Here is a 24,686-nt window from a genome sequence, read left to right as displayed (position 1 = left end):
GTCCGGACCCCGCCACCGAGCGCGTCCCCGACCACACGGCGTCCCATCTCTACGACGAGCGCTGGATGTTCCACGGCCCGGCGTTCCAGGGCGTCACCGAACTCACCGCGATCGGCGACCGCCACGTACGCGGCGTGATCACCACCCCGCCCGCCCCGGGTTCCCTGCTCGACAACGTGGGCCAGATCCTCGGCTACTGGATCATGTCGACCCGCACCGAACGCACCGTTGTCTTCCCGGTCGGCATGCGCGAGATGCGCTTCTACGGCCCCCATCCGCGCCCCGGTACGGAAGTTGGGTGTCTGGTGCGGATCACCTCGCTCACCGACACCGCACTCGAATGCGACGTACAGCTCACGGTCGACGGCGTGGTGTGGGCGGAGCTGTCCGGCTGGCAGGACCGGCGTTTCGACAACGATCCGCAGACCAGGCCGGTCGAGCGCTTCCCGGAACGCAACACGCTGTCCGAGGCTCGCCCCGGCGGCCGGACCCTGCTGCACGAGCGCTGGCCGGACCTCGCCTCCCGCGACCTCATCATGCGTAACTCCCTGAGCAGTGTGGAGCGTTCGCAGTACGCGGAGCATCCGCCGCGCGGTCGCCGGCAGTGGCTGCTGGGCCGGATCGCGTTGAAGGACGCGGTACGGCAGTGGCTGTGGGGTAGTGGCGAGGGGCCCGTCTTCCCGGCCGAGATCCGAGTTCACAACGACGAGTCGGGCCGCCCGTACGTCACCGGCCTGCACGGCCGCACCCTGCCTCCGCTGGACGTCTCGCTGGCCCACGTCGCCGAGGCCGCCGTCGCGATCGTACGGCCGCACTCCCCCGAACCCGGGCCCGGAATCGACATCGAGGAAGTCGTCGAACGCGACCCCGCCACCCTCGCCACCGCTCTCGGCGAGGAGGAACTCGTGCTGCTACGAGCCCAGTTGACGGGGCCCGGCGAGTCGGAGGCGCTGTGGTTCACCCGCTTCTGGGCGGCGAAGGAGGCGGTCGCCAAGGCGGAGGGCACCGGCTTCGGTGGCCGGCCGCGTGACTTCGCCGTCTTCCAAGTGGTCTCCGGATCACGGCTGTTGGTGTCCGGGCGACTGGAACGCGCCTACACCGTGCACTGCGAGCCGGCCGGCAATCCCCCCAATCTGCCGGACAGGACCTATGTCGTGGCCTGGACGACGGGACCCGCGCACGAAGAGGAGTACGACCGATGACCCCCACCACCGAGGACACCGTCCTCGCCGACCTCACCGGCATGCTGACCGCGCTCCTGGAGGACGAGTACGGCGTCGACGACGTCGAGATCACCATGACGACGACCTTCAACCGCGACCTGGAGCTGGAGAGCATCGACCTGGTGACCCTGGCCGGGCTGCTCCAGGAGCACTACGGCACGAAGGTCAACTTCGCCGAGTTCCTGGCCGGGATGGAGTTCGACGAGATCATCGAACTCACCGTCGGCCGGCTCGTCGAGTACGTCGTGCAGAGCCTCAAGGCAGCCGAGGCGGGCTGAGCCATGGCGATGGTCGACACCGGTCAACTCCGGTTGCACGTACAGCGAATGAGCCCGCCCGACGGTCGCCCGGTGACCGCCACGGCGGTGCTCGTGCACGGTCTGCTCACCGACAGTCTCGCCAGCTACTACTTCACCCTCGCCCCGCCGTTCGCGCTGGCCGGCGTCGATGTCGTCATGTACGACCTGCGCGGTCACGGCCGCAGCGCGCGCCCGGCGACCGGCTACACCCTGGACGACAACATCGACGACCTGGAGGCGCTGCTCGACCGCCTCGACGTGACTGGACCGGTCCATCTGGTCGGCAACTCCTACGGCGGGACAGTGGCGTTCGGGTATGCGGCCCGCCATCCGGAGCGGGCCGCCAGCGTCTCCCTCATCGAGTCGGAACCGGCGACCGACGCCTGGGCGCCGAAGCTCGGCACCATCCTGGACCGTGTGCTGCACGAGCTGGCGCACAACGAGGACGACGCGATCGCCTGGATCAGCGCGAACCGCGGCCACAACACGGCCCGCCTCGCGAAGGGCGCGGCCAAGCTCGCCCGGGAGACCTCCCTGTCCCAGGACATCCCGGCCAGCAGGGTTTTGACGGAGGATCAGATCCGCTTGGTGCGCTGCCCGGTGCTCGGTGTCTACGGCGGCGACTCCGACCTCGCCCTGCTCGCCCCCTGGCTGGAATCCGTGCTGCCGGACTGCCGGACCGTCGTCGTCCCCGGCCACGAGCACTCGGTGCTGGTGGAGGCGGCGGGCACGGTCGGCGGCCACATCCTCGCCCTGATCCAGGAGGCGAGCGCGACCGAGGTGGCCGTCCGGTGAGCCGGTTCCTGTTCGTCGTACCGCCGCTGGTCGGGCACATCAACCCGGCGACGGGCGTGGCGGCCGAACTCGCCGCGCGCGGCCACGAGTTGGCATGGGCGTGCGCCGACCCCGCTCTCGTACGGCGCCTCGCGGGTGAGTCGGCGCGGGTGTTCCCGTGCGCAGGACCGGTCCCGGGCACGGGCGACGGTGTACGACCGCCGGACATCCGTGGGCCGGAGGCGCTGAAGTTCCTGTGGGAGGCGTTCCTCGCGCCGCTCGCCGAGCAGATGACGCCCGGAGTCGCCGCCGCCGTCGAGGAGTTCCGGCCCGATGTGATCGTCGCCGACCAACAGGCCCTGGCCGGCGGCCTGGTGGCGGAACGGCTCGGGCTGCCGTGGGCGACCTCGGCCACTACCTCGGCCGAGTTCGTCGACGTGTTCGCGGGCATCCCCAAAGTCGGCCTCTGGCTGGACGAGTTGCTGCAGCGGCTCCGCGCCGAACTCGGCGACCCGTCCGCCACCGGCGACCCGCGCTTCTCGCCGCATCTGGTGCTCGCGTTCACCACCCCGGAGCTTGTCGGCCCCGAGGCACGGCAGGGCGAGCAGATCCGCTGGGTGGGCCCGTCGATCGCGCCGCGCCCGGCCGCGCCGGACTTCCCCTGGGACTGGCTGGACCGGTCCCGCTCCCTGGTCCTGGTCAGTCTCGGTACCGCCAACACCGATGTGGGCGCCCGCTTCCTCACCGAGTGCGTCACGGCGCTGCGGGCGCGAACGGACCGCGTCCAGGCGGTGATCGCGGACCCGGGCGGCGCATTGGACCGGTCCGACGAAGAGGACAAGAACCTCCTGGTCCTGCCCTCCATCCCCCAACTTCCGCTCCTCGAAAGGGCGGACGCGGTCGTCTCGCACGCCGGGCACAACACGGTGTGCGAGGCGCTGTGGCACGGTGTCCCGCTCGTCGTGGCGCCGATCCGCGACGACCAGCCGGTGATCGCCGGGCAGGTCACCGGCGCGGGCGCGGGCATCCGGGTCCGCTTCGGCCGGGTCACCGCACCGAAGTTGGGCGCGGCGATCGACGCCGTACTCCACGAACCCGACCACCGCGCCGCGGCCGACCGCATCCGTACGGCGTTCCGCGCGGCCGGAGGCAGCCGCGCGGCGGCCACCCATCTGGAACTGCTGGCCACCGGCGCGTCCCCGAAGGAGACCCCGTGAGCACCGAGGACGAACCCAAGGCCCCGAGCCGCAACGACCAGGTGGCGGCGCTGCGGCCCGTCTACCAGGCCGACTTGGCCGACGGCCTCGACCGCTTCTTCGAGCCCCGGCGCGAGACCTGCCCCTGGTGCGACTCGTCGCGGCTCAAGACCCGGCTGCGGACGAGGGATCTGATCCAGCACAAGCCGGGCACGTTCGTCCTGGACCGCTGCGAGGACTGCCAGCACACGTTCCAGAATCCCCGACTGAGCCCGGCGGGGCTGGAGTTCTACTACCGGGACTTCTACGACGGCCTGGGCGAGAAGCAGTTGGGCAACACGTTCGCGGCCCGTACGAAGATGTACGAGCAGCGCGCGCAGTCACTGCTCCCGCACTCGCCGACTCCCAAGAACTGGCTGGACGTCGGCACCGGTCACGGCCACTTCTGCGAGTCGGCCCGCACGGTGTATCCGGACACCACCTTCGACGGCCTCGACTTCACGGACGGCGCCGAACTCGCCGAGCAGGCGGGGCGGGTGGAGCGCGGTTATCGCGGCAGCTTCCCGGAGCTGGCCCCGAATCTCGCGGGCCACTACGACGTCGTCAGCATGTTCCACTACCTGGAGCACAGCACGGAGCCCGAGCGCGAACTGGCCGCCGCGCACACGGCCGTTCGTCCCGGCGGGCATCTCCTGATCGAGGTCCCGGACCCCGACAGCCGCTACTCCCGGCTGCTGGGCCGCTGGTGGCTGCCGTGGCTCCAGCCCCAGCACCTGCACTTCATCCCGGTCGAGAACCTGCGGGCCCGGCTCACGGACCTCGGCTTCACGGTCGTGGCGGAACAGCACGCGGAGCCGCACGACCCGGTCGACCTCCTCGCCGGCACCTGGCTGGCGCTGGACACGGCCGCGCCCCGCGACAACCTCCCGTGGCTGCCGAGACCCCCGTCCGGCCTGGCCCGTACGGGCCGCGCGGCCGTGCTGATCGCGGGGATCCCGGCGCTGGTCCTGGGCACGCTGCTGGACCGGTTCGTGGTGAAGCGGCTGTCGCACCGGCTGAGGGTGTCGAACGCTTACAGGCTCGTCGCCCGACGGGACTGAGCACCGTCAGGACAAGTCCGCCAGCGCGCGGGCGACCACGTCCGTCGTGATGCCGTCGGCCCGGTTGTCGAAGACCAGCCGACGGCCGTCGCTCCAGCGGCACTCGTTGGCCTCGGCCGTCTTCCAGAACGTGTCCCAGTCGGCGAGTTTGGACCGGTCCCGGGCACAGCCGCGGGCGCGCACGCGTTCGCGGGCCGTGTCGGAGTCGACCTGGACCTGCACGACGACCAACTCGACGTCGGCGGGCCAGTCGTGACGGTACGTCACCTCCGCGAGGTGGTCCGGCCGGGAGAAGTAGCGGCCGAACGGGGCGTCCAGTACGACAGGGCGGCCGAACCGCAGGTTGTCGGCGGCCAGGTCCAGGATCGTCGCGTATTCGAGGTCCATCACCACCGACTGGTAGTACGGGTTGAGATCACGCTCCGACGGGTCCGTGCCGGCCAGTTCGAGGAGCGCTTCGGTGAGGCGGGTGCAGGCGGTGTCCTTGTCGATGTACGCGGCACCGCTCAGCTCGGCGATCAGCCGGGCCACGCCGGTCTTGCCGGACCCGGCCGGGCCGATCACGAAGTACACCCGTGGAGGGAGGGTCATGCGCGGCGGTCCTTCACGAAGAACAGGTACGACATCCCGCCGAGCAGCAGCAGCGCTCCGCCGACGAGGAAGACGTCCGTGTAGTTGTTACCGGTCGCGTCCAGGATCGCACCGGTGACGATGGGCGCCATGGCCGCGCCGAGGAAGCCGCCGAAGTTCTGTATCGCGCCCAGCGAGGCGACCTGGTGGGACTCGGCGATGTCGGAGGCGAGCGTCCACAGGCAGCCCATCGGGACCTGGGCGGCGAAGTAGCCGAGGGACAGCAGGGTGAGTGCGAGCGGGGTGCTGTGGACGTACGCCACGGGCAGGACCGCCGCTGCCGCGAGCACGGCGCCGCCGACGATGGGAACCTTGCGGGAGACGACGGCGGGGACGCCCCGGCGGATCAGCCGGCCGGAGAGCCAGCCGCCGAAGAGGACGCCGACGATGCCGCAGAGATAGGGCAGCGAGGACAGCCAGCCGGTCTCGGAGAGGCTGAGGCCGCGGGAGGTCTGGAGGTAGCTGGGCAGCCAGGTCAGATAGACCCACACGGTGTAGAAGATGCCGAAGGCACCGAGGATCATGAAGTAGGTGTTGCGCTGCTTGAACAGTGCGCCCCAACTAGCGGGCTTGGCCCGTTCGTTGGCGCGGGCCGCCGCCAACTCCTCGCCCCTGATGAGCGCCTGCTCGCGCAGGGTGGGGTCACGGTAGACGCGCAGCCACACCAGCATGACGACGATGCCGAGCGCGCCGACGGAGACGAACATGCCGCGCCAACCGACCGTCAGGAGAAGGCCGGTGAGGATCGGCGGGGCGATCGCGTTGGCGATCTGCGAGCCGGTGTTGACGATCGAGATGGGCAGCGCGCGCTCGTCCTTGTTGAACCAGCGTTCGTTGACCTTGAGGCTGGCCGTGAAGAACGGCGACTCGGAAACACCGAGGGCGACCCGGGCGGCGTAGAGCAGGCCGAAGGAGTGGGCGGCGGCGGTGACCATCGTCATCAGGGACCAGAGTCCGGCCGCCCAGGCGTACATGCGCTTGGGGCCGAAGCGGTCGACGAGGTAGCCGGCGGGGAGGTTGGCGATGGCGTACGGCCAGGAGAAGGCGGCGAGCAGCAGTCCCATCTCGGTGGCGTTCAGGCCGAATTCACCGGCGACGGTGGTGTTGGCGACGCTGAGCGTGGCGCGGTCGAGGTAGTTGACGACCCCGCCGATCACGAGGAGGGCCACCAGGACCCAGCGGATGCGGAGCGAGGTCCGGCGGGCGGTGTCGCCCAGGTCGAGGGATTCGGGGGTTTCGGGGGTGAGGGACTGCTGAGCCATGGAGAGCTCCTCGGGGAACCACCGTGCGGGTGATGGGGAGTTGGGGACGAGGGGGCGAAGGCGAGCGCTTCCCCCCTGACGGGCTGTCAGGCCCTGGCGCCTTCGATGGCGCGCAGCATCGTGGCGGCGGCCTCGGTGACGTGGCGGTAATCGCCGTCGGCGCGGGCCGCCTTGGTGACGAAGCTGCCGACGCCGACCGCTACGACGCCGGCGTCGAACCATTCCTTGACGTTGTCGGCCGTGACGCCACCGGCGGGCATGAGCGGTGCCTGCGGGAGCGGGGCGCGGACCGTGCGGACGTATTCGGGGCCGACGAACTCCGCGGGGAAGAGCTTCACGATGTCGGCGCCGGCCTGCATGGTGTCGACGATCTCGGTCGGGGTGTAGGCGCCGCTGACCGTGACGGCCTGGTAGCGGTTGGCGGTGGTCAGCATGGCCGGGTTGAGGTTGGGGCTGACCAGGAGACGGGCGCCGGCGGAGATGCACTCGTACGCGGAGTGCTCGTCCAGGACGGTGCCGGCGCCGACGAGGATGCCGTCGTCGCCGTAGCGCCGGGAGAGCTTGGTGATGACGTCCAGCGCACCCGGTACGGAGAGGGTGATCTCCAGGGCCCGGATGCCGCCCTCGATGGCCGCCTCGGAGACGGCGAGGGCCTCTTCGGCGCTGTCGAGGCGGACGATGAGCAGCGCGCCCGTATGGGTGATTGATTCCAGGGCGTTAAACTTTGTTACCATGGGAGCACACGCTAGAACATGAATTCACATCTTGTCACGCCCCTTGTCACACGAAGTTAGGCTGACCCCGGCGAGCCGCCGCTCCACCCACCGCTCCACCCAGGCTTCGAGGAGACGCATTGAGCAGGGCACCCCTGATCCCCGAGCAACGCCATCAGGAGCTGTTGCGCCTGCTGAGGAGCAGCGGGGTGCTGAGCATCCACGACCTGACGGCGGCGCTGAACGTCTCGCACATGACGGTGCGCCGGGACATCACCGCGCTGGAGAAGAGCGGGCAGGTGGTCTCGGTGCAGGGCGGGGTCAGGCTCGCCGACTGGACCGGGCACGCGCCGCCGCGCGAGCGGGCGTCACGCGCGGCGCTGGAGATGCCACGGAAGCAGGCCATCGCGGGGCGGGCCGCGGAACTCGTCGAGGACGGGATGGTCGTCTTTCTCGACGCGGGGACGACCTGTCAGTCGGTCGTGCCGTTCCTGGTCGGCCGCAAGGATCTCACCGTCGTCACCAACGACTTCCACGCGGTGCTGGCGCTGTGCGAACTGCCGTCCGTGCACACGGTCCACACCGGTGGCGAGGTCGATGTGTCGAGCGGTTCGAGCAGCGGGCCGCTGGCCGCCAGGACGGTCGGCGCGATCAATCTCGACCTCGCCTTCCTGAGCGCCGGGTCCTGGGACCTGTCCCACGGCGTGACGAGTTTCTCGACGGACAAGGTGCTGCTCAAGCAGGCGGTGATGGCGGCGGCCGGCTCGGTCGCGCTGCTCGCCGACAGCACCAAGTGGGGCACGGTGGAACGGTTCAACGTGACCACGCTGGACCGGCTCGACACGGTGGTGACCGACGCGGGCCTGCCGGAGGCCGTGGTCGACCGCATCTCGGAAGAGGGCCCGACGGTGCTGCGCACGGCCTGAGTTCCCGCTGGCCCCCATTGAATGATGCATTCACCGCGCCTAGCATCACCTGGTGATTGCATCACTTCCTGTATGACTCTCGTCGAGCAGCGCAGGTGACGACGAGCGGTCGCGGCCCGGTTCCGGGGGCTCCGGCCGCTCGTCCTCGCTCCTACGACGGTTCAGCTCGCGGTGCGGCGAATTCGCCCCTCGTACCGCTTCTCCAGCTCCAGGTTGCCCTCGAAACCGCCCGGCACATTGGCCGAGACGTACACGGGCGGCCGGTCCCCCGAGGCGAGCAACTGGGCCGCCGCCTCCGCGACCGTCAGCTGCACGAGCATCGCGCCGGTGAGGGTGGACAGGGCGCAAACGGCACCCCCGCCCGGGAGTTCGAGGAGCGCGTCGCCGCGCGGGGCCGCGTTGTCGAGGACGACGTCCGCGAGGTCGACGAGCTTCTTGCCGCTGGGGTGACCGGCGGGGACGGCGTGGGTGTGGGCGAGCGAGGTGATCGCGAGGAGGCGGTGGCCGCGCTCCTTCACCCGCAGGGCCATTTCCACGATCACCTTGTTGACACCGGAGTTGGAGACGACGACGAAGAGATCCTGGGGATGGGGCAGGGCCAGGTCGTAGAGCCGGTCGGCGACTCCGGCCTGCCGCTCCAGCAGCGGATCGTCGAGCACGCTCGGTGCGTCGCCGCCGTAGAGGACGAGGTCGGCGATGCTCAGGCGGTTGGTGGGCACCAAACCCCCGGCGCGGCCCGCGAGTTCGAGGACCATGGCCTGGGAGTGGCCGGTGCCGAAGGCCTGGACGACGCCGTCGGTGCGGACGCAGTCCGCGATCAGTGCGGCGGCGCGGGACACGCTCTCGCGGCCGGCTTCGGTGATGCGCTGGAGAACGGCCAGGCTCTCGCGCGCGAAGGTCTCGGCGCTCACGGACTCGGCGGACACACGATACTCCCCACCGGTGGATCAAACCACCTGTTCTTTCCCGATCAATGAATCAATAAATCACACGCGGTCCTGGTATTCAATCGATGGCCTCTGGGGTGGCTGATACCTTCTCCACATGCCCCCGACAGACGTCACCACCCTCATTCGCACGGAGCTGCCCCGGCTGGCGGGCTCGTTGCGGAAGGTCGGCGAACTGATCCTGGAGGATCCGGCCGCCGTCACCCACTGCTCGGCCGCCGAACTGGGCCGCCGCACCGGCACCTCGCAAGCCACAGTGACCCGGTTCTGTCGCGCGGTGGGCCTCGACTCGTACCAGCATCTGCTGATCGAACTGGCCCAGGAGCGCGGGCGCGGCGAGGTGTCCGACTGGGGCACCGCCGAGATCGGCCCGGACATCTCCCCGGACGACGATCTGGAGCGGGTCGTGCAGGTCGTGGGCAGCGCGGACCTCAGAGCGGTCCAACAGACGATCGACCGGATCGACCTCGACGCGGTGGAGCGCGCGGCCACCGCCGCCGCCCGCGCCCGGCGCATCGACGTCTACGGCATCGGCGGCAGCGGGGCGGTCGCGCAGGAGACCGAGACCCGGCTGTTCCGCATCGGCTGCGCGGTGCGCGGCTGGACCGAGGTGCACGCCGCAGCCACCTCCGCGGCCCTGCTCACCCCGGCGGACGTCGCCATCGGCATCTCCCACTCGGGTTCGACGCGCGAGACCATCGAACCGTTCGAGCTGGCCAAGGAGCGCGGCGCCACCACGATCGCCCTCACCTCCGACCCGCGCTCCGCGCTGGCCCGCGCCGCCGACATCCGGCTCATCTCCTCGTCCTCCGCGACCAGTTTCCCCACCGGCATCATCGGCGCCCGCCACTCGGTGCTGGTCCTCATCGACTGCCTCTACGTCCGTATCGCGCAGCTCTCCTACCAGCGCGCGAGCGCCTCCCTGGCCCTCACCGACCACATCGCCGGGGAGCACACGGTGAAGTCCCGCAGGGGCCGGTGATCTGAACCGGGACAGGCCGCGACCACGGCCGAGTCTGCATGGATGAACCACCGAAGTTACGTGAGGATGGTTGTTTGAATCATCTTCGCGGTGTCAGGATGGGCGCTCCGCCGAGCCTCTGGTAGGAGACCCATGCGCGTCACCGCTGCCCAGTCGACCGAGCTGTTCGTCGGCACCGCCGAGCATCCGCTCCAGGTGGTGACCGCCGAACTCGCCCATGTCCCCGGCCGACCGGTCCGCCTCACCGTCGAGGGCCCGGGCCTGCACGGCAGCGCGGAGACGATCGTCGGCGAGGACGGCACCGCGCACGCCGAGATACCCGTGACGGCGGACCTCGCGCCCGGCGAGCGGTGCGCGATGGAGGTGACGGCGGCCGACGGCGACCAACTGGCGTCGTACAGCGCCGAGTTCACGGCCGCCGAGCCCGGCTGGACCATGTTCATGGTCAGCCACTTCCACTACGACCCCGTCTGGTGGAACACCCAGGGCGCCTACACCGAGACCTGGGACACGGCCGACGACCCCGCCACCACCGGTCTCCCCGCCCGCACCTTCGACTCGCGCGGCCAGTCCGGCATGAGCCTCGTCCGCGCCCACTGCGACCTGGCCCGCCGCGACCCGGCTTACACCTTCGTGCTGGCCGAGGTCGACTACCTCAAGCCGTACTGGGACGCCTTCCCGGAAGAGCGCGCCTTTCTGCGGGAGTTGATCCGCACCGGCCGCGTCGAGATCATGGGCGGCACCTACAACGAGCCGAACACCAACCTCACCGGCGCCGAGGCGACCGTACGCAACGCCCTGTACGGGGACGGCTTCCAGCGCGGCATCCTCGGTGCCTCGCCCGAAACCGCCTGGCAGCTCGACGCGTTCGGGCACGATCCGCAGTTCCCCGGACTGATGGCGGACGCGGGGGTGTCCTCCAGCTCGTGGGCGCGTGGACCGTTCCACCAGTGGGGGCCGACGCTCTCGGTCTTCGGCGAGGAACCGCGCGATCCCCGACGCATGCAGTTCCCGGCCGAGTTCAGCTGGATCGCCCCCTCCGGGCGCGGGCTGCTCACCGCCTACATGGTCAACCACTACGGCGCCGGCTGGGCCATCGACAACGCGCCCACGCTCTCCGAGGCCGAAGCGGCGGCGCTGAAGCTGTTCCGGGGGCTCAAGAAGGTCGCGCTCACCCGCAATGTGCTGCTCCCGGTCGGCGGCGACTACGCGCCGCCGTGCCGCTGGGTGATGGACATCCACCGCGACTGGAACGCCCGTTACGTCTGGCCGCGCTTCGTCAGCGGCATCCCACGGGACTTCTTCGCCGCCGTCCGCGCCGAGTTGGACCAGGAGGGCCGCAAAGCCTCCCCCCAGACCCGGGACATGAACCCGATCTACACCGGCAAGGACGTCTCCTACATCGACACCAAGCAGGCCCAGCGCTACGGCGAGACGCTCCTCGCCGACGCCGAGGCCTGGGCCACCCTGGCCTCACTGGTAGCCCAACGCCCGTACCCGGACGCCGCGTTGGACAAGGCCTGGCGGCAGCTGATCTACGGCGCCCACCACGACGCGATCACCGGCTCCGAGTCGGACCAGGTGTACATCGACCTGATGACCGGCTGGCGCGAGCTGTACGACCTGGCGGAGACGGTGCACGCCGACGCGACGGAGGCCATCGCCGGGAAGGTCGCCCAACTACCGGGTGCTTCAGATGACTTGGTGGTGTTCAACTCGGCGACCTGGGACCGGCGGGACGTACTCACCGTCGCCGACCCCGGCATGGTCCCCCTCGACGACACCGGCCTGCCCCTTCCGGCCGTACGCGAGGGCGACCAACTCCGGCTCGTCGTACCGGACGTACCCGGCATGGGTCTCAAGGCCCTTCCGCTCGCCGAGGGTTCGGTACCCGAGTGGACGCCCGGTGACGGCCTGACCATCCGGAACGAGTTCTACGAGGTGACGGTCGATCCCGCGCGCGGCGGCGGCGTCAGCAGTCTCCGTGAACTCGGCGAGGACGAGCGGGAGTTGCTGCGCGCCGGTGACATCGGCAACGAACTCGTCGTACAGGAGGAGTACGCGCGGCACCCGCGCTTCGGCGAGGGTCCCTGGCACCTGACGCCCACCGGGACCACGGCCGCGCGCAGCCGGGACGTCACCGCCGACATCGATGTCCGGCACTCCCCCGCCGGATCGCGGATCACCGTCAGCGCCGACCTCGGGCTGTTCCGGTACACGCAGCGGCTCACGCTGTGGACCGGGGTCCCGCGACTGGACGTGACGACCACGATCGACGGGTACGACGGCGCCGACCGGCTGATCCGGGTGCGCTGGCCGTCCGACGTGACCGGCGGACTGCCGGTGCACGAGGTGGCGGACGCGGTGATCGGGCGTGGGTTCGGGTTCGTGGAGGTGGACAGCGAGGAGTTCCCGTGGACGCTCGACAACCCGGCGAACACCTGGTTCGGGCTGGGGTCCACCGCGCGGGTCGCGGTGCACGACGAGTCGGGCCGGCTGCTCGGGCACCGGTCGATCGGTGTCGCCGAACTCATCTACGCCGACTGGGACTTGGCCGGTGAACTCGGTGCCCCGCTCGCGGCGGCGCTCGTCCGCGTCGGGGTCACCGCGACCTCGACGATCGCGGGCGGTCCGCGCTACGGCGACCTCGAAGTCGACTCCAATCTCCCGGACTTCCGGATCGCGGTGGGCGCGCCCGAGCGCAACTCGGTGGTCGCCGAGGCTCTCGGCTGGGACCCGGCCGCCGGACGCGAACTGCGTCGGCAACTGGCCGAGCGGGGTGTGGCGGCGGTGTGGGTCGCGCCGCGGGCCGGGCTGCGCGAGGAGTGGGTGCCCGGGGCCGACCTGCGCGACCTGGAACGGCTGCCGCTGCTCGTGGTGGCGGGCGCCCGCCCCGAGGACGACGCCAAGGCGGTCGACGCGCTGATCGCCGACCTCGACGACGCGGTCATCACGGCCACGGCGGCGGGCGGCGGCGAGGCACTGCCACCGGGTGACACCTGGGACGGCCGCAGCTTCGCCGTCCTCAACCGGGGCACCCCCGGCTGTGTCGTCACCTCCTCCGGCGACCTCTACATGTCCCTCATGCGCTCCTGCACCGGCTGGCCCTCCGGCATCTGGGTCGACCCGCCCCGCCGCACCGCCCCCGACGGCTCCGCGTTCCAACTCCAGCGCTGGTCCCACGAGTTCACATACGCGGTGATCGCGGGCGCGGGTGACTGGCGGGACGTCCGGCTCCCCCAGGCCGGGCACGAGTTCAACCACCCGCTGACGGCCCGCCTGCGGACCTCCGGCCAACAGGGCACCCTGCCAAGGAAGTTCGCCCTGCTCGCCCTGGAACCGGCGGGAGAAGTGGTCCTCGACGCCCTCAAGCCGCTCGGCTCGCCGCTCGCCCGGGGCAGCGCGATGCCGGTCGATCCGGGGCGCGGTGTCGTCGTACGGATGCACGAGGTGAACGGGCGGCCAGTGCGGGCCCGGATCCGCGGGCCGCAGGACTGGGCCGAGGGTGCCCGGGCCGACGTACTGGAGTCGCCGGGTGCGCAGTTGGTACCGGAGCGGGACGGCGGGCTCGTCGTCGACCTGACGGGCTTCGAGGTGGCGACGGTACTGGCGACCACGGCCGTCGACACCACAACAGGGCCTGGAATCGCGGCACATGAGCCGGCGCAGCCGATCCACACCCGCTACTGGTTGCACAACTCCGGCCCCGCGCCGCGCGGCAACATGCCGGTGTCGGTGTACCTCTCCCCCGGCACACTCACCGCCGCCGGACCGGTGACCGCGACCGTCCGGGTCGGCTCGGAACTCACCGACGCCCCGGTGTCCGGCACGGTCGCCTTCGAGGTGCCGTCCGGCTGGAGCGCCGAGCCCGCCGAACTGCCGTACGCGCTGGGCCCGGGCGGGTTCACGCTGGCCGAGGTGACCGTGACGCCACCGCCTGAGCCGTCGCCCGGCCGCCACTGGCTCGCGGCCCGGCTGGCGTACGGCGGGCAGACGTACGAGGACACCGTGGCGCTGGATGTTGCCGACGGGCAGTACGGGCCAACTCTGCTGTCCACTCTGGGCGTTGAGCGGATCAGCGTGCGCGGCGGCGAGCGGGTCCGGGTACCCGTACACCTCCGCAACACCACCCGTGGACCGGTCCACGGCACCCTCTGGGCCGTCTCCTCGTGGGGCACCTGGGCCGGGGTCACACCCGGCTGCCAGGGGTTCACGGTGGCCGGGGGTGCGGAGCGGGAGTGCGTGATCGAGGTGGACGGTTCGGCGGTGCCGCCGGGGTCGTACTGGCTGCTCGCGAAGGTCGCCTGGCACGGGTGTGTCGCCTACACGGAGGCCGTCGCGCTGGAGGTGACGCCGTGACGGCGGAGCACGCGGCCGTGGTGCGCGGCAGGACCGTTCCAAAGAGGCGGGTGGACGCGTTGCTGGCGGCCGTACCGGCCCGGGACCCGGAGGCCACCCGGCCCGAGGCGCTCGCGCGGGCCGAGCGGCAGCGACGGCGGTGGGCCACTCAGGTCGTCGTCATCGACGAGCTGGCCCAACGGGCGTGCGTGGAGCGGGGGTTGAAGCCCCCTGCCGAGGTGGCGCCGGACCGGGTGCTCGCCGTAGCCGAGACCGATGTCGCCGATCTCGGCAGCATTGTCGCCGCAGCCCTCGCGCACTCACCGGCCGCCCGGCTGCTGCTGGCCGAGTTGGAGGGCGAGCAGGAGGTCGCGGAGGCGGCCGTACGGGACTACTACGACCGGAACCGGGACCGCTTCCTCACGGCGGAGGCGCTGCGGCGCGGTGTCGACCCGTTCGGACGGGTGTCATCGGAGGACTTCGTGCCGTACGACCAGGCACGCGAGGGGGTCGCACGGGAGTTGCGGCGGGCCGCGGGGCGGCGGGCCTTCTTCGGTTGGTTGGACCAGTCCAAGGCCGGAGTCGTGTATACCGCCGGGCACGAGCACCCCGGCGATCCGGCACACCCGGACCACGAGCACCGGCACTGATCTCCGCCGGAACCTAAAAGCAACACGAGAACCATTGACCTCCGATGAATTCTGGTCCACCTTTTCATCAATCGGAGTCGAAGTTGGTTAATTGAACCAGCTGTTGGCTGATGCTCAGGAGGGCAGCGATGCGCACAGGAAGACTGACCGGATCGATGGTGGGGATCATCGTCCTGACCCTGACGGCCGCCGGCTGCGGGCTGTCCGGCAGCTCGGGCGACAGCGACTCCACCGCGGGCGGCTGCAAGGTCGACAAGGGCAATGTGGGGTCGGGGAAGCTCACCGGTGAGGTGAAGGGCGGCATCACCTTCCAGACCACCAACCTGAAGAAGGACTTCGGCAGCTTCTTCAACGGGGTCATCAAGTCCTTCGAGAAGACGCACCCCGGGACCTCGGTGAAGTGGATCGACGATCCGGGCGACAGCACCTTCACCCAGCGCAACGTGGCCGACGCCCAGGCCTGCACGCTGCCGGACGTCATCAACCTCAACGCGGAGACGGCGACGGCTCTCACGAAGGCCGGGTATCTGCTCAACCTGGGCGTCAAAGACCCGGACGCCGGGAAGCCGTTCGTCCCCGCGTTCTGGAAGTCCAGTACGTTCAAGGACAGTTCGGGCTCCGCGCTGCACACCGTGCTGCCCTGGTACACCGGCGGCATCGTCCTGACGTACAACACCGACCTGTTGAAGAAGGCCGGCATCGACCCGGCGAAGCCGCCGACGACGATCTTCGGACTGTTCGCCGACTACGAGAAGATCGCCAAGTCGGCCAAGGGCAAGTACTACGCGACGATGGCCAACCCGATCTGGCGGATCCCGGCGGACTTCGACCAGATGAACATCAAGACCCTCTCCAGCGACGGCAAGTCGGCCGTGTTCGCGGACGATCCGCGTACCACGCAGTGGGTCGCCTGGATGGCGAAGCTGTACAAGGAGGGCGCGATGCCGAAGGACTCGCTGTCCTCCAGCAACGACCCGTCCACGCCGTACACACAGGGCAAGGTCGCCTACGGTTCGACCAACCCGAGCTATGTGCGGTTCGTGAAGCAGAACAGCCCCTCGATCTACGCCAAGACGGGCGTCGGACAGCAGCCCTTCGACGCGCTCGGGCACACCACCGGTGCCCCGCAGTACGTCTCGGTCGCCGCGACCAGCAAGCACGCGCCCGTGGCGCTGGCGTTCGCCGAGTTCCTCACCAACGCCGAGAACCAGACGGCCTGGGCGAAGGACCCGGACGTGGTGATCTTCCCGACCACGACCACCTCGCTCAACGACCCGTTCTTCCAGAACGTGAGCGGCAGCGACCAGTTCGCGCAGGCCCGCAAGCTCGTCGCCGACCAGCTCAAGACGACCACGGCCTACCAGACCAACCTCTCGCCGGCCGTGCAGAACGCGATCGTGTCCCAGGTGCAGTTGGCGATGCAGGGCAAGAAGAGCCCGGCGCAGGCCGTGAAGGACGCCCAGGCGAAGGCCAACGAGCTGCTGAAGCAGGCTGGTTGATGGTGGCGACGCAGACCGCGAAGCCGGTGACCGTGCCCGGTGCGGAGGCCGTCGTCTCCGCACCGGGCACGTCCCGCATACGCCGACTCGCCCGGGCCGTGCTCCCCGGTCCCGCCCCCGGCGCCAACGGGGCGGCCCTGTACCGCCGTTGGTGGCTGCCCTGGCTCTGGACCGCGCCGGCGATCGTCTGCGCGGCGGTGTTCGGGGTGTTCCCGTTCCTCAACACCGTGCTGCTGTCCTTCACGAACGCCAAACCGCTCGGCGGTGCCGCGAACTTCGTCGGGCTCTCCAACTACACCCGGATGCTGGACGATTCGGACTTCTGGCTGGCGACCCGCAACAGCGTGCTGTACGCGATCATCGTCGTCCCGCTGATGGTGCTGCTGCCCCTGCTGCTCGCCGTCCTGGTGGAGAGGAACCTCCCCGGCATCGGCTTCTTCCGCTCCGCCTTCTACACCCCGGTGCTCGCCTCCAGCGTGGTCGTCGGTCTGAGCTGGCAGTGGCTGCTGGCGGACGACGGACTGGTCAACACCTGGCTGGAGAAGGCCCACGTGATCCGGTCGGCGATCCCCTTCCTCTCCGACTCGTGGCTGATCCTGCTCTCCGCGATGGGCCTGACCCTGTGGAAGGGCCTCGGCTGGTACATGGTCTTCTACCTGGCCGCCCTCGGGAACGTTCCAAAAGAGCTCCACGAGGCCGCCTCCATGGACGGCGCCGGTGCCGCCCGCCGTTTCTGGCACATCACCGTGCCCGGCGTACGGCAGGCGATGATGCTGGTCGGCACCCTCACCGGCATCGGCTCGCTGCGCGTGTTCACCGAGATCTACATGCTCGGCAGTTCCACCGGCGGCCCCGGAGGCGCCGACCGCACGCTGCCCTTCTACATCCGGGACGTCGGCCTGGACCCCATCACCGGAAACGCGGGCTACGGCTCGGCGGTGAGCGTGGCGCTGTTCGTCCTCACCCTGGGCCTGACCCTGCTGGCACAGCGCCTCACGAAGGAGGACGAGTCATGACGGCGACCGCCGTGCGGCCCAAGTCCCGGCGCCTGACCCCGCGTTGGCGGGACTACGGCCGCCCCCGCGAACTCGTCCTCCGCTACCTCCTGTTGCTCCTCGTCCTGGGCCTCACCGTCGGCCCCCTGATCTGGCAGTTCCTGGCCTCTCTGAAGGGCACCGGCGAGGACGTCTTCGGCGCGAACGCCTCCCTGCTGCCGCACCACCCCACCCTCCACGCCTACCGCGAGGTCTTCAGCCAGGTCCCGGTGGTGACGTACATCAGGAACAGCCTGATCGTCGTACTCCTGTCCGTGGCAAGCCAGTTGCTGTTCTCCACGACGGCCGGCTACATGCTCTCCAAGCCCGCCTGGAAGGGCCGCCGGGCGGTCTGGATCCTCCTCGTCGCCTCGATGATGTTCCCCTTCGAGTCGATCATGGTCTCGCTGTTCCTGAGCATCCGCGACCTCGGACTGGTCGACAGCGTGGTGGGCGTGTGGCTGCCCGGCTTCGTCGGCGCGATCAACGTCCTGCTGATGCGCGGCGCGTTCCTCGCCGTACCGCGCGAGATCGAGGACTCCGGAATGCTGGACGGCGCGAGCGAGTGGCAACGCTTCCGCTACCTCTACCTCCCGTCCGCGTGGGGCGCGATCCTGGTGGTCACCATCAACACGTTCATCAGCGCCTGGGACGACTTCCTCTGGCCGCTGATCGTGCTGCGCTCCGAGGACCACATGACGCTGACGCTGGGCCTTTCGCGGTTGCAGAGTTCGTCGTTCGGCTATGACCAGCGCGTGGTGATGGCCGGTTCGGTGATCTCCGTGATCCCGGTGCTGGTGCTGTTCGTCATCACCCAACGCTGGTTCTACAAGGGCGTGTCGGCGGGAGCGGTCAAGCTCTGAGGCGTACGACGAGGGGTTCCACGGCGAGTGCGTCCCGCGCGGACCGGGCGACCCGGATCTCGACGGCACCGACCTGCTCCAACTGGTCGGTGCCGAAGGGGATTTCCGCCGTACGGCTCTCACCCGGCGCCAATTCGACGCCCTGGAAGGCGTGCAGTTCGAGCGCGCGCGGCCAGACCGGGGTGAGCAGGCGGCGGATGTACAGCTGGACGACCGAACGCCCGTGCCGCTTACCGGTGTTGGTGACGTCGACCTCGATCACGTCCCCCGCGAGGCGTGGTGGACCGTACTCGAAGGTCGTGTACGACAGCCCGTGCCCGAAGGAGTAGAGCGGCTCGGCGTCGGCGTCCACGTAGCTGCCGTACTCGATGTCCTTGTGGTTGTAGTAGACGGGGAGTTGGGCCACCGAGCGGGGGACCGAGACAGGGAGGCGGCCGGTCGGTTCGGCTCGGCCTAGCAGCACCTCGGCGATGGCCTCGCCGCCCCACGGGCCGGGGTACCAGGCGGTGAGCAGCGCGCCCGCGCGTTCGGGGACGACGTGCGGGCGGCCCTGGATCAGGACCACGGCGGTGGGTGTTCCGGTCGCGGTGACCGCGTCGAGGAGGGCGTGCTGCGCCCGGCCGAGGCTCAGGCCCGCGAGGTCGACGCCCTCGCCGCAGGTCATCTCCGAAACGGCGTTCCGTGCCGCTCCGTTGGCGTCGAAGTCCGTGTCGGGGGTACGGGCGCTGCTGCCGCCCAGCACCAGGACGGCCAGGTCGGAGGCGGCGGCAGCGGCGACCGCCTCGGGGATGCCGGAGAGGTCGTCGCCGGTGAGGGCGCAGCCGGAAGCGTGGCGGATGTCGGTTCCGGTCGGGGCGAGTCGCCGTAGGCCGTCCAGGACGCTGACACCGGAACGCTGTGGTGCCGTGTAGTCACCCAACTGGTGTGCATAGGTGGCCGATTGGGGACCTATGACCGAGATGCGGGAGACGGTCGGCGGGACGGGCAGGACTCCGCCGTTGTTGTGCAGCAGCGTCACCGCGCCGCGCGCCAGTGCGGTGCTCAGCTCTCTGCCCTGCGCGGCCTGGGGCAACTCGCCTGTGCTGTAGGGGCGTTCGAAGAGACCGAGGCGGAACTTCAGGCGGAGTACGCGCACCACGGCCGCGTCGACGGTGGCCTCGCTCACCAGGCCCCGCCCGACCGCCTCTTCAAGATGCGTGAAGCCCTCGTCCCAGAGGCTCAGGTCGACACCGGCGTTGAGTGCGAGGGCGCCCGCCGAGACGGCGTCGCCTGTGATGCGGGCCAGTCGGTCCACGGCGAGGCCGTCGGCCATGACCAGGCCCTCGAAACCCCAGTCCTCGCGCAGGAGTTGGTGGAGCAGGGCGCGATTGCCGGAGCAGGGGAGGCCGTCGACCTCGTTGTAGGCGGACATGACGGCGGCGGCCCCGGCGCGGACTCCGGCGCGGGCGGCGGGGAGGTGGATGTCGTGGAGTTCGCGGAGGCCGAGTTCGGACTCGGCGGAGTTGCGGCCGCCGACCGTGGCGCCCTGTCCGGCGAAGTGCTTGAGCACGACGGGGGCCTTGTCGGCGGCGAAGCCGTCACCGGGCTCGCCCTGCATCCCGTGCACGAGCGCCTCGGTGAGGCGGGCGGCGAGGTGCGGGTCCTCGCCGAAGCACTCCTCCGTGCGGCCCCAGCGGGGGTCGCGGGCGATGTCCAGGGCGGAGACGAGGGCCAAGTGGGCGCCACGGGCGCGGAGTTCGGCGGCGGCGTGAGCGGCGGCGCGTTCGTACAGGTCGGGGTCCCAGGTGGCGCCGACGGCCAGGTTGACCGGGAGGACCGTACCGTCCAGGGCCATGTGGCCGTGCGGCACCTCCTCGACGAACAGGGCCGGGATGCCGAGACGGCTGCTGTCGATCACATGGCGTTGCACCAACTCGGCCAGGGCGGCGCTGTCTTGGGCCCCGGGGCCGTTGGTGTGGTCGACGCCGGACCAGGCGTCGGCGCGGAACAGGCCGTAGAGCGCGCCGAGTCCGGCGAAGCGGGTGGTCTCGGCGTGGAGGGCGTCCGTGAGGTGGAACCCCTCGGGCGTGCGGCGGTAGGCGTTCCAGCCGTACATCCGCTGGTTGAGCTGGCCTACCTTCTCGCGCAGGGTCATGCGGGCCAGGAGGTCGGAAACCCGGGTGTCGACAGGGGCGTTGGGGTCCCGGTAGAGGGGCGTGGTGGTGTCGGTCATCGGTCGTCACCGTCGTGGGCGAGTCGGGCGAGGGCGATCGCGCCCCGGCAGCCGTCCGGTACCCAGTCGAGGGTGAGGCCGAGGGTGTGGAGGCGGGCGGTGAGGGGGGCCGTCAAGGGGCCTTCGGGGCCGAGCAATCCGCCGGTGGCGACGATCCGTTCACCGCGGGTCGGGTTCAACGCCCGTGCGGTGTCGGTCAGTTGGTCTGCCGCCTCGTCGAGGATGCCTTCCGCCACGGTGTCCTTGTCCTCCGCCGCCTCGACGACCAGTGGGGCGAAGCGGGCGAGGCGGATGGGGAGTTCGGCCATCACGGCGGGGAGCACGTGCATGCGGTAGGTCTCGCGGTGGGTGCGGGACCAGTCGGCGCCGGGCAGGGCCTCGGCCGGCACTCCGAGTGCCTGTCCGACGGACCCGGCCAGGATGGTCGTAGGTCCGCGTCCGTCCGCCATCCGCAGCGCCGCCCGTACCGCGCTCCGGCCGATCCAGAAGCCGCTGCCGTCGTCGCCGAGGAGCCAGCCGTCGCCGTCCACGGTGGCGGTGGAGCGGCGGTCGGTGATGCGCAGGGCGACCGCGCCGGTGCCGGCGACCAGGGCGAGGCCGTCGGCGGGGGTGCCGGGGGCGGAGGCGAAGGCCGCCTCGATGTCGCTGCAGACGCGGATCCGGTCGGCCGGGATGTCTAGGCGGCGCAGCGCTGCCGTGAGGGCGGTGCGGGCGTTGACGTGGCCAGGTTCCTCGGTGGAGGCCGCGGTGGCGCCCGCGAAGCCGCCGGCCACGGCGACCACTCGGGCGCGCGCCGCCTCCGGTACGGCCTGCGCGATCGCTTCGACCAGGTGCTCGGTGATGCGCGGGACCGGGACGGTCAGGGCGTTGCCCGGGCCGGCCGCGCCCTCGCCGAGGGGGCGGCCGTCCTCGGCGGTGGCGAGGACGGCGCGGGTGCGGGTGCCTCCGGCGTCGAGGCCGACGACGAGATCACCGACGAATTCCTGGTTCAAATCATTGCTCATTACTGACTATGGTGGTTGATACATTCACGGAGGGCAAGACCGGACCCGGGGAGGATCCCATTCCTACGCTTCGCTTCGGCGTCAACTACACGCCGCGCCGCGGCTGGTTCCACTCCTGGCACGACTTCGACCCGGCGCACGCCCGTGAGGACCTGGCCCAGATAGCGGGGCTCGGCCTGGACCACGTGCGGATCTTCCATCTCTGGCCGCTGCTCCAGCCCAACCGCACACTCATCCGCAGGACCGCTGTGGACCAGCTGGTTCACCTGGTCGACCTGGCGGCCGAGGCGGGCCTCGACGTCCTCGTCGACGGCGTCCAGGGACATCTCTCCAGCTTCGACTTCTACCCGGAGTGGACCCGCAGTTGGCACCACCGCAATGTGTTCACCGACCCGGACGCGATCACGGCCCAGGCGGAACTGCTGCGCACCCTGGGCAGCGCCCTCGCCGACCGCCCGAACCTGATCGGGCTCCAACTCGGCAACGAGCTCAACAACTTGGTGGAGCACAACCCGGTGACGGCGGACGAGGTGGACCACTATCTCGACACCCTGCTGGCCGCCGCCCGTGAGCAGTTGCCGGCGGACCGGCTGGTCACGCACTCCGCGTACGACGCCGCCTGGTACGGCGACGACCATCCGTTCACCCCGGAGGCCTCGGCCCGCAAGGGCGACCTGACCACCGTGCACCCGTGGGTGTTCTCGGGCGACTGCGCCCGCCGCTACGGTCCGCGTTCCCCGCAGGTGCTCCATCTCGCCGAGTACGGAACGGAGTTGGCGAAGGCGTACGCCGTCGACCCGGCCCGGCCGGTCTGGGTGCAGGAGACGGGTGCGCCGGAGCCGCACATCCCGGCGGCCGACGCCCCGGAGTTCGCGCGCGCGACCGTGCGCAACGTGGCCGAGTGCGACGGGCTGTGGGGTGTGACCTGGTGGTGCTCGCACGACGTGGACCGTTCGCTCGCCGACTATCCCGAACTCGAGTACACGCTGGGCCTGTTCGACTCGGCGGGCCGCGCCAAGCCGATCGCCGAGGCCTTCGCCGCCGCGATCGCCGAGCCGCACACCGTCCAACTCCGTGACACGGCCCTGGTGTTGGACTGCACCCCGGGTACGAGGTCGGTGTCCGGTCCCGGCGGCGCGTACTTCGAGGAGTGGATGCGGCTGCGCACGGAGGGCCTGCGTCCGGCGGTCGTGCTGGCCGAACGGGCAGCGGACCAGGGGTACTTGGCGGCCCGCGGCATCAAGGAAGTCGTACACCTGCCGTGACCCTCACGCGTCGGCCAGTACCTCCGCGACCGCCCGCAGGTTGACCCGGCCGCGGCCGTAGGAGCAGAGGGTGCCGCCCTCCGGCAGGCCGGTGTCGACGAGTATCGCGCCGGGCCGGCGGGCCACCAGGGTGTCGCGCAGTCGGGCCTGCCAGGGGTGCAGGGCGGCGTCGGACGTGGCGATGACCAGCGGTGCGCTGCGACTACTGATCGCGTCGACGAGGGCGGCGGGGTCGGCCGGTTCCTCGGTGAGCGCGGTGCCGGTGGCGGTGGGGTCGATGGCGCGGAGTTCGGTGAGGAGGTCCTCGCCGCCCCAGTTCAGGGCGGGGTGCGGGGCCGAGAACAGGTCGACGACGTGGGCGCCGCGCACGGGTGGCGGCAGCGGCCGGGTGCGTACGGCGCGGCGGGCCGCCTCAAGGCCGGCGGTCGTGTCCCAGGCGGCGACCGCCTGGCGGGGCGTCGCGTAGCGCTCGGCGAGCCGGCGTACCCGGCCGGCCGCCTCCCAGACCCGTTCCTCCGCGAGCATACGGGCGTGCAGTGCGTCGAGGACGGCGTCCCGGCAGGCCAGGGTGACCGCCAAGTCCGGTACGGCGACGATGACTTGGTCCGCTCCGGCGGCGAGCGCGATCCGGGCGCCGGCCGCTTCGCCGTACTCGTCGGCGATCGCCTTCATCTCCAGCGCGTCGCTGACGAGGACGCCGTCGAAGCCGAGGTCGAGGCGGAGCAGGTCGCCGAGGATGCGGCGGCTGAGGGTGGCGGGGCGGTTGGCGTCCAGGGCCGGGAAGACGACATGGGCGCTCATCAGCATGGGCACGCCCGCGGCGACGGCGGCGCGGAACGGTTCGAGGTCGACGAGGAGTTCGTCGTAGGGCCGCGGGTCGATCGCGAGGCCGTGGTGGCTGTCGGTGATGGTGCCGCCGTGGCCGGGGAAGTGCTTGGCGCAGGAGGCGATGCCGCGTACGTCGGTGGCGGTGATCCAGGCGCGCAGATGGCGGGCGGCCAGTTCGGGGTCGGCGCCGAAGGAGCGGGTGCGCACGATCGGGTTGCGCGGCTGGTGCTGGAGGTCGGCGACGGGGGCGTACGAGGCGGTGATGCCGAGGGTGGCGAGGTGGCCGGCGAGGGCGTCGGCGCAGCGGGCGGTCAGCGCCGGGTCGTCGACGACGCCGAGGGCGTAGGAGCCGGGGGCGTCCGGGGCGTCGGCGTCGACCAGGTGGCCGATGCCGCCGCCCTCGTTGTCGATGGCCACGAGCAGGTCGGGGCGCAGGGCGCGGAGTTCGTCGGTGAGCCGGCGCACCTGCCCCGCGTCCCGGATGTTGCGGGTGAAGAGGATGACCCCGCCGAGGCCGCGGTCGATGAGCCGCTTCAGCGTGTCCGGCACGCTCGTCACGCCGTCGAAGCCTGCGACCAGACAGCGGTGGGCCGCCTCGTCGAGGTCGACGGGGAGGGCGAGGGCGGCGGACGAGCGCTCGGCGTGGGTCATACTGGAATTCAAATGGCTCGCTCAACCTAAAGTCAACAAACCGATGGATTGTTGATTCAGGCAATGAATTCGACACGGCTACGCTTCAACCAGGGCGTCCGCTCGGCCCGTGCCGTGCCGCCCGCCCCGCTTCATCCGTGCCGTCCGCTTCGCCCAGCCGCCCGCGCCCCTTCCGCTTCCCGACACCACTGCGTCATACCGGATGGGAACGTTTCGCCTCGTGTCCCTGCTTCCGCTCGAAGACATCCCCGGGCCGCTCCCCGCCTCCACCGCCGGCCCCGCTCCCGCCC

Annotated in this window: 20 protein-coding genes; 13 read left to right on the top strand and 7 right to left on the bottom strand. The window is 70.7% G+C overall.

The genetic code is table 11. The features are described from left to right. From JHN45_RS35395 to JHN45_RS35375, 5 genes are all read left to right on the top strand, one after another. Positions 1–1,202 (top strand): 4'-phosphopantetheinyl transferase superfamily protein (locus JHN45_RS35395; protein WP_201053374.1); only part of this gene is annotated, 1,202 nt, incomplete at its 5' end. Further along, the gene (locus tag JHN45_RS35390) at positions 1,199–1,501 is read left to right on the top strand and encodes an acyl carrier protein (protein WP_019071397.1); all 303 of its coding nucleotides are present in this window, start codon (positions 1,199–1,201) and stop codon (positions 1,499–1,501) included. The genes JHN45_RS35395 and JHN45_RS35390, both read left to right, overlap by 4 nt. 3 nt (positions 1,502–1,504) lie before the next feature. Further along, positions 1,505–2,317: an alpha/beta fold hydrolase gene (locus tag JHN45_RS35385; RefSeq protein WP_201053371.1), complete on the top strand. Its 813-nt coding sequence runs from the start codon at positions 1,505–1,507 to the stop codon at positions 2,315–2,317. Continuing rightward, positions 2,314–3,513: a glycosyltransferase gene (locus JHN45_RS35380; protein ID WP_201053365.1), complete on the top strand. Its 1,200-nt coding sequence runs from the start codon at positions 2,314–2,316 to the stop codon at positions 3,511–3,513. The genes JHN45_RS35385 and JHN45_RS35380 overlap by 4 nt, the downstream gene beginning before the upstream one ends. Continuing rightward, positions 3,510–4,592: a class I SAM-dependent methyltransferase gene (locus JHN45_RS35375; RefSeq protein ID WP_201053362.1), complete on the top strand. Its 1,083-nt coding sequence runs from the start codon at positions 3,510–3,512 to the stop codon at positions 4,590–4,592. Before JHN45_RS35380 ends, JHN45_RS35375 begins: the two co-directional genes overlap by 4 nt. 6 nt (positions 4,593–4,598) lie before the next feature. On the opposite strand, the gene JHN45_RS35370 is transcribed toward JHN45_RS35375, so the two are convergent. From JHN45_RS35370 to JHN45_RS35360, 3 genes are all read right to left on the bottom strand, one after another. Then, complete coding sequence (locus tag JHN45_RS35370; protein ID WP_201053361.1) at positions 4,599–5,183, bottom strand: AAA family ATPase; 585 nt, start codon at positions 5,181–5,183, stop codon at positions 4,599–4,601. Next, on the bottom strand, positions 5,180–6,484 hold the full coding sequence (locus tag JHN45_RS35365) for an MFS transporter (protein ID WP_201053359.1): 1,305 nt from the start codon (positions 6,482–6,484) through the stop codon (positions 5,180–5,182). Before JHN45_RS35365 ends, JHN45_RS35370 begins: the two co-directional genes overlap by 4 nt. 86 nt (positions 6,485–6,570) lie before the next feature. Beyond that, on the bottom strand, positions 6,571–7,218 hold the full coding sequence (locus JHN45_RS35360) for a bifunctional 4-hydroxy-2-oxoglutarate aldolase/2-dehydro-3-deoxy-phosphogluconate aldolase (protein ID WP_201053357.1): 648 nt from the start codon (positions 7,216–7,218) through the stop codon (positions 6,571–6,573). 119 nt (positions 7,219–7,337) lie between these two features. Here JHN45_RS35360 and JHN45_RS35355 point away from each other — a divergent pair, with 119 nt between their 5' ends. Next, on the top strand, positions 7,338–8,123 hold the full coding sequence (locus JHN45_RS35355; protein ID WP_200713154.1) for a DeoR/GlpR family DNA-binding transcription regulator: 786 nt from the start codon (positions 7,338–7,340) through the stop codon (positions 8,121–8,123). A gap of 161 nt (positions 8,124–8,284) precedes the next feature. On the opposite strand, the gene JHN45_RS35350 is transcribed toward JHN45_RS35355, so the two are convergent. Then, the gene (locus JHN45_RS35350) at positions 8,285–9,049 is read right to left on the bottom strand and encodes a sugar isomerase domain-containing protein (protein ID WP_201053355.1); all 765 of its coding nucleotides are present in this window, start codon (positions 9,047–9,049) and stop codon (positions 8,285–8,287) included. A gap of 118 nt (positions 9,050–9,167) precedes the next feature. Here JHN45_RS35350 and JHN45_RS35345 point away from each other — a divergent pair, with 118 nt between their 5' ends. The 6 genes from JHN45_RS35345 (at position 9,168) to JHN45_RS35320 (ending at position 18,436) form a co-directional block, all read left to right on the top strand. Further along, complete coding sequence (locus JHN45_RS35345) at positions 9,168–10,052, top strand: MurR/RpiR family transcriptional regulator (protein ID WP_200713152.1); 885 nt, start codon at positions 9,168–9,170, stop codon at positions 10,050–10,052. Positions 10,053–10,184: 132 nt separating this feature from the next. After that, a complete protein-coding gene (locus JHN45_RS35340; protein ID WP_201053353.1) occupies positions 10,185–14,411 on the top strand; it encodes an NEW3 domain-containing protein in 4,227 nt (1,408 codons plus the stop codon). Next, positions 14,408–15,040, top strand: coding sequence for a peptidyl-prolyl cis-trans isomerase (locus tag JHN45_RS35335; RefSeq protein WP_201053351.1), 633 nt, complete (start codon positions 14,408–14,410; stop codon positions 15,038–15,040). The genes JHN45_RS35340 and JHN45_RS35335 overlap by 4 nt, the downstream gene beginning before the upstream one ends. A gap of 128 nt (positions 15,041–15,168) precedes the next feature. After that, entirely contained in the window at positions 15,169–16,539 is a 1,371-nt protein-coding gene (locus JHN45_RS35330; protein ID WP_201053349.1) for an extracellular solute-binding protein, read from the top strand. After that, positions 16,539–17,555, top strand: coding sequence for a carbohydrate ABC transporter permease (locus JHN45_RS35325; protein WP_200713148.1), 1,017 nt, complete (start codon positions 16,539–16,541; stop codon positions 17,553–17,555). The genes JHN45_RS35330 and JHN45_RS35325 overlap by 1 nt, the downstream gene beginning before the upstream one ends. Further along, positions 17,552–18,436 carry a carbohydrate ABC transporter permease gene (locus JHN45_RS35320; RefSeq protein ID WP_201053347.1) on the top strand — a complete coding sequence of 295 codons (885 nt, stop codon included), beginning with the start codon at positions 17,552–17,554 and terminating at the stop codon, positions 18,434–18,436. The genes JHN45_RS35325 and JHN45_RS35320 overlap by 4 nt, the downstream gene beginning before the upstream one ends. On the opposite strand, the gene JHN45_RS35315 is transcribed toward JHN45_RS35320, so the two are convergent. Further along, positions 18,426–20,648, bottom strand: coding sequence for a glycoside hydrolase family 3 N-terminal domain-containing protein (locus JHN45_RS35315; protein WP_201053345.1), 2,223 nt, complete (start codon positions 20,646–20,648; stop codon positions 18,426–18,428). The genes JHN45_RS35320 and JHN45_RS35315 overlap by 11 nt on opposite strands. After that, positions 20,645–21,652, bottom strand: coding sequence for an N-acetylglucosamine kinase (locus tag JHN45_RS35310; protein WP_201053343.1), 1,008 nt, complete (start codon positions 21,650–21,652; stop codon positions 20,645–20,647). The genes JHN45_RS35315 and JHN45_RS35310 overlap by 4 nt, the downstream gene beginning before the upstream one ends. Before the next feature lie 8 nt (positions 21,653–21,660). On the opposite strand from JHN45_RS35310, the gene JHN45_RS35305 reads away from it, so the two are divergent. Beyond that, a complete protein-coding gene (locus JHN45_RS35305; RefSeq protein ID WP_201053341.1) occupies positions 21,661–22,917 on the top strand; it encodes a cellulase family glycosylhydrolase in 1,257 nt (418 codons plus the stop codon). A gap of 3 nt (positions 22,918–22,920) precedes the next feature. Here the strand turns inward: JHN45_RS35305 and JHN45_RS35300 are convergent, their stop codons facing one another. Then, a complete protein-coding gene (locus tag JHN45_RS35300) occupies positions 22,921–24,396 on the bottom strand; it encodes a glycoside hydrolase family 3 protein (protein WP_201053339.1) in 1,476 nt (491 codons plus the stop codon). Positions 24,397–24,686 lie beyond the last annotated feature (290 nt).

The sequence above is a fragment of the Streptomyces sp. MBT53 genome, assembly GCF_016654115.1.
In the GTDB taxonomy this organism is placed as follows: domain Bacteria; phylum Actinomycetota; class Actinomycetes; order Streptomycetales; family Streptomycetaceae; genus Streptomyces.
This window is presented reverse-complemented; position numbering and strand designations above follow the sequence as displayed.

Excerpts from the sequence above, each read along its gene's own strand:
- JHN45_RS35365 (WP_201053359.1), bottom strand. The coding sequence starts at position 6,484 with ATGGCTCAGCAGTCCCTCACCCCCGAAACCCCCGAATCCCTCGACCTG.
- JHN45_RS35325 (WP_200713148.1), top strand. The coding sequence starts at position 16,539 with ATGGTGGCGACGCAGACCGCGAAGCCGGTGACCGTGCCCGGTGCGGAG.
- JHN45_RS35310 (WP_201053343.1), bottom strand. The coding sequence starts at position 21,652 with ATGAGCAATGATTTGAACCAGGAATTCGTCGGTGATCTCGTCGTCGGC.
- JHN45_RS35315 (WP_201053345.1), bottom strand. The coding sequence starts at position 20,648 with ATGACCGACACCACCACGCCCCTCTACCGGGACCCCAACGCCCCTGTC.
- JHN45_RS35385 (WP_201053371.1), top strand. The coding sequence starts at position 1,505 with ATGGCGATGGTCGACACCGGTCAACTCCGGTTGCACGTACAGCGAATG.
- JHN45_RS35320 (WP_201053347.1), top strand. The coding sequence starts at position 17,552 with ATGACGGCGACCGCCGTGCGGCCCAAGTCCCGGCGCCTGACCCCGCGT.
- JHN45_RS35330 (WP_201053349.1), top strand. The coding sequence starts at position 15,169 with ATGCGCACAGGAAGACTGACCGGATCGATGGTGGGGATCATCGTCCTG.
- JHN45_RS35390 (WP_019071397.1), top strand. The coding sequence starts at position 1,199 with ATGACCCCCACCACCGAGGACACCGTCCTCGCCGACCTCACCGGCATG.
- JHN45_RS35345 (WP_200713152.1), top strand. The coding sequence starts at position 9,168 with ATGCCCCCGACAGACGTCACCACCCTCATTCGCACGGAGCTGCCCCGG.
- JHN45_RS35370 (WP_201053361.1), bottom strand. The coding sequence starts at position 5,183 with ATGACCCTCCCTCCACGGGTGTACTTCGTGATCGGCCCGGCCGGGTCC.
- JHN45_RS35340 (WP_201053353.1), top strand. The coding sequence starts at position 10,185 with ATGCGCGTCACCGCTGCCCAGTCGACCGAGCTGTTCGTCGGCACCGCC.
- JHN45_RS35300 (WP_201053339.1), bottom strand. The coding sequence starts at position 24,396 with ATGACCCACGCCGAGCGCTCGTCCGCCGCCCTCGCCCTCCCCGTCGAC.
- JHN45_RS35360 (WP_201053357.1), bottom strand. The coding sequence starts at position 7,218 with ATGGTAACAAAGTTTAACGCCCTGGAATCAATCACCCATACGGGCGCG.
- JHN45_RS35305 (WP_201053341.1), top strand. The coding sequence starts at position 21,661 with ATGGTGGTTGATACATTCACGGAGGGCAAGACCGGACCCGGGGAGGAT.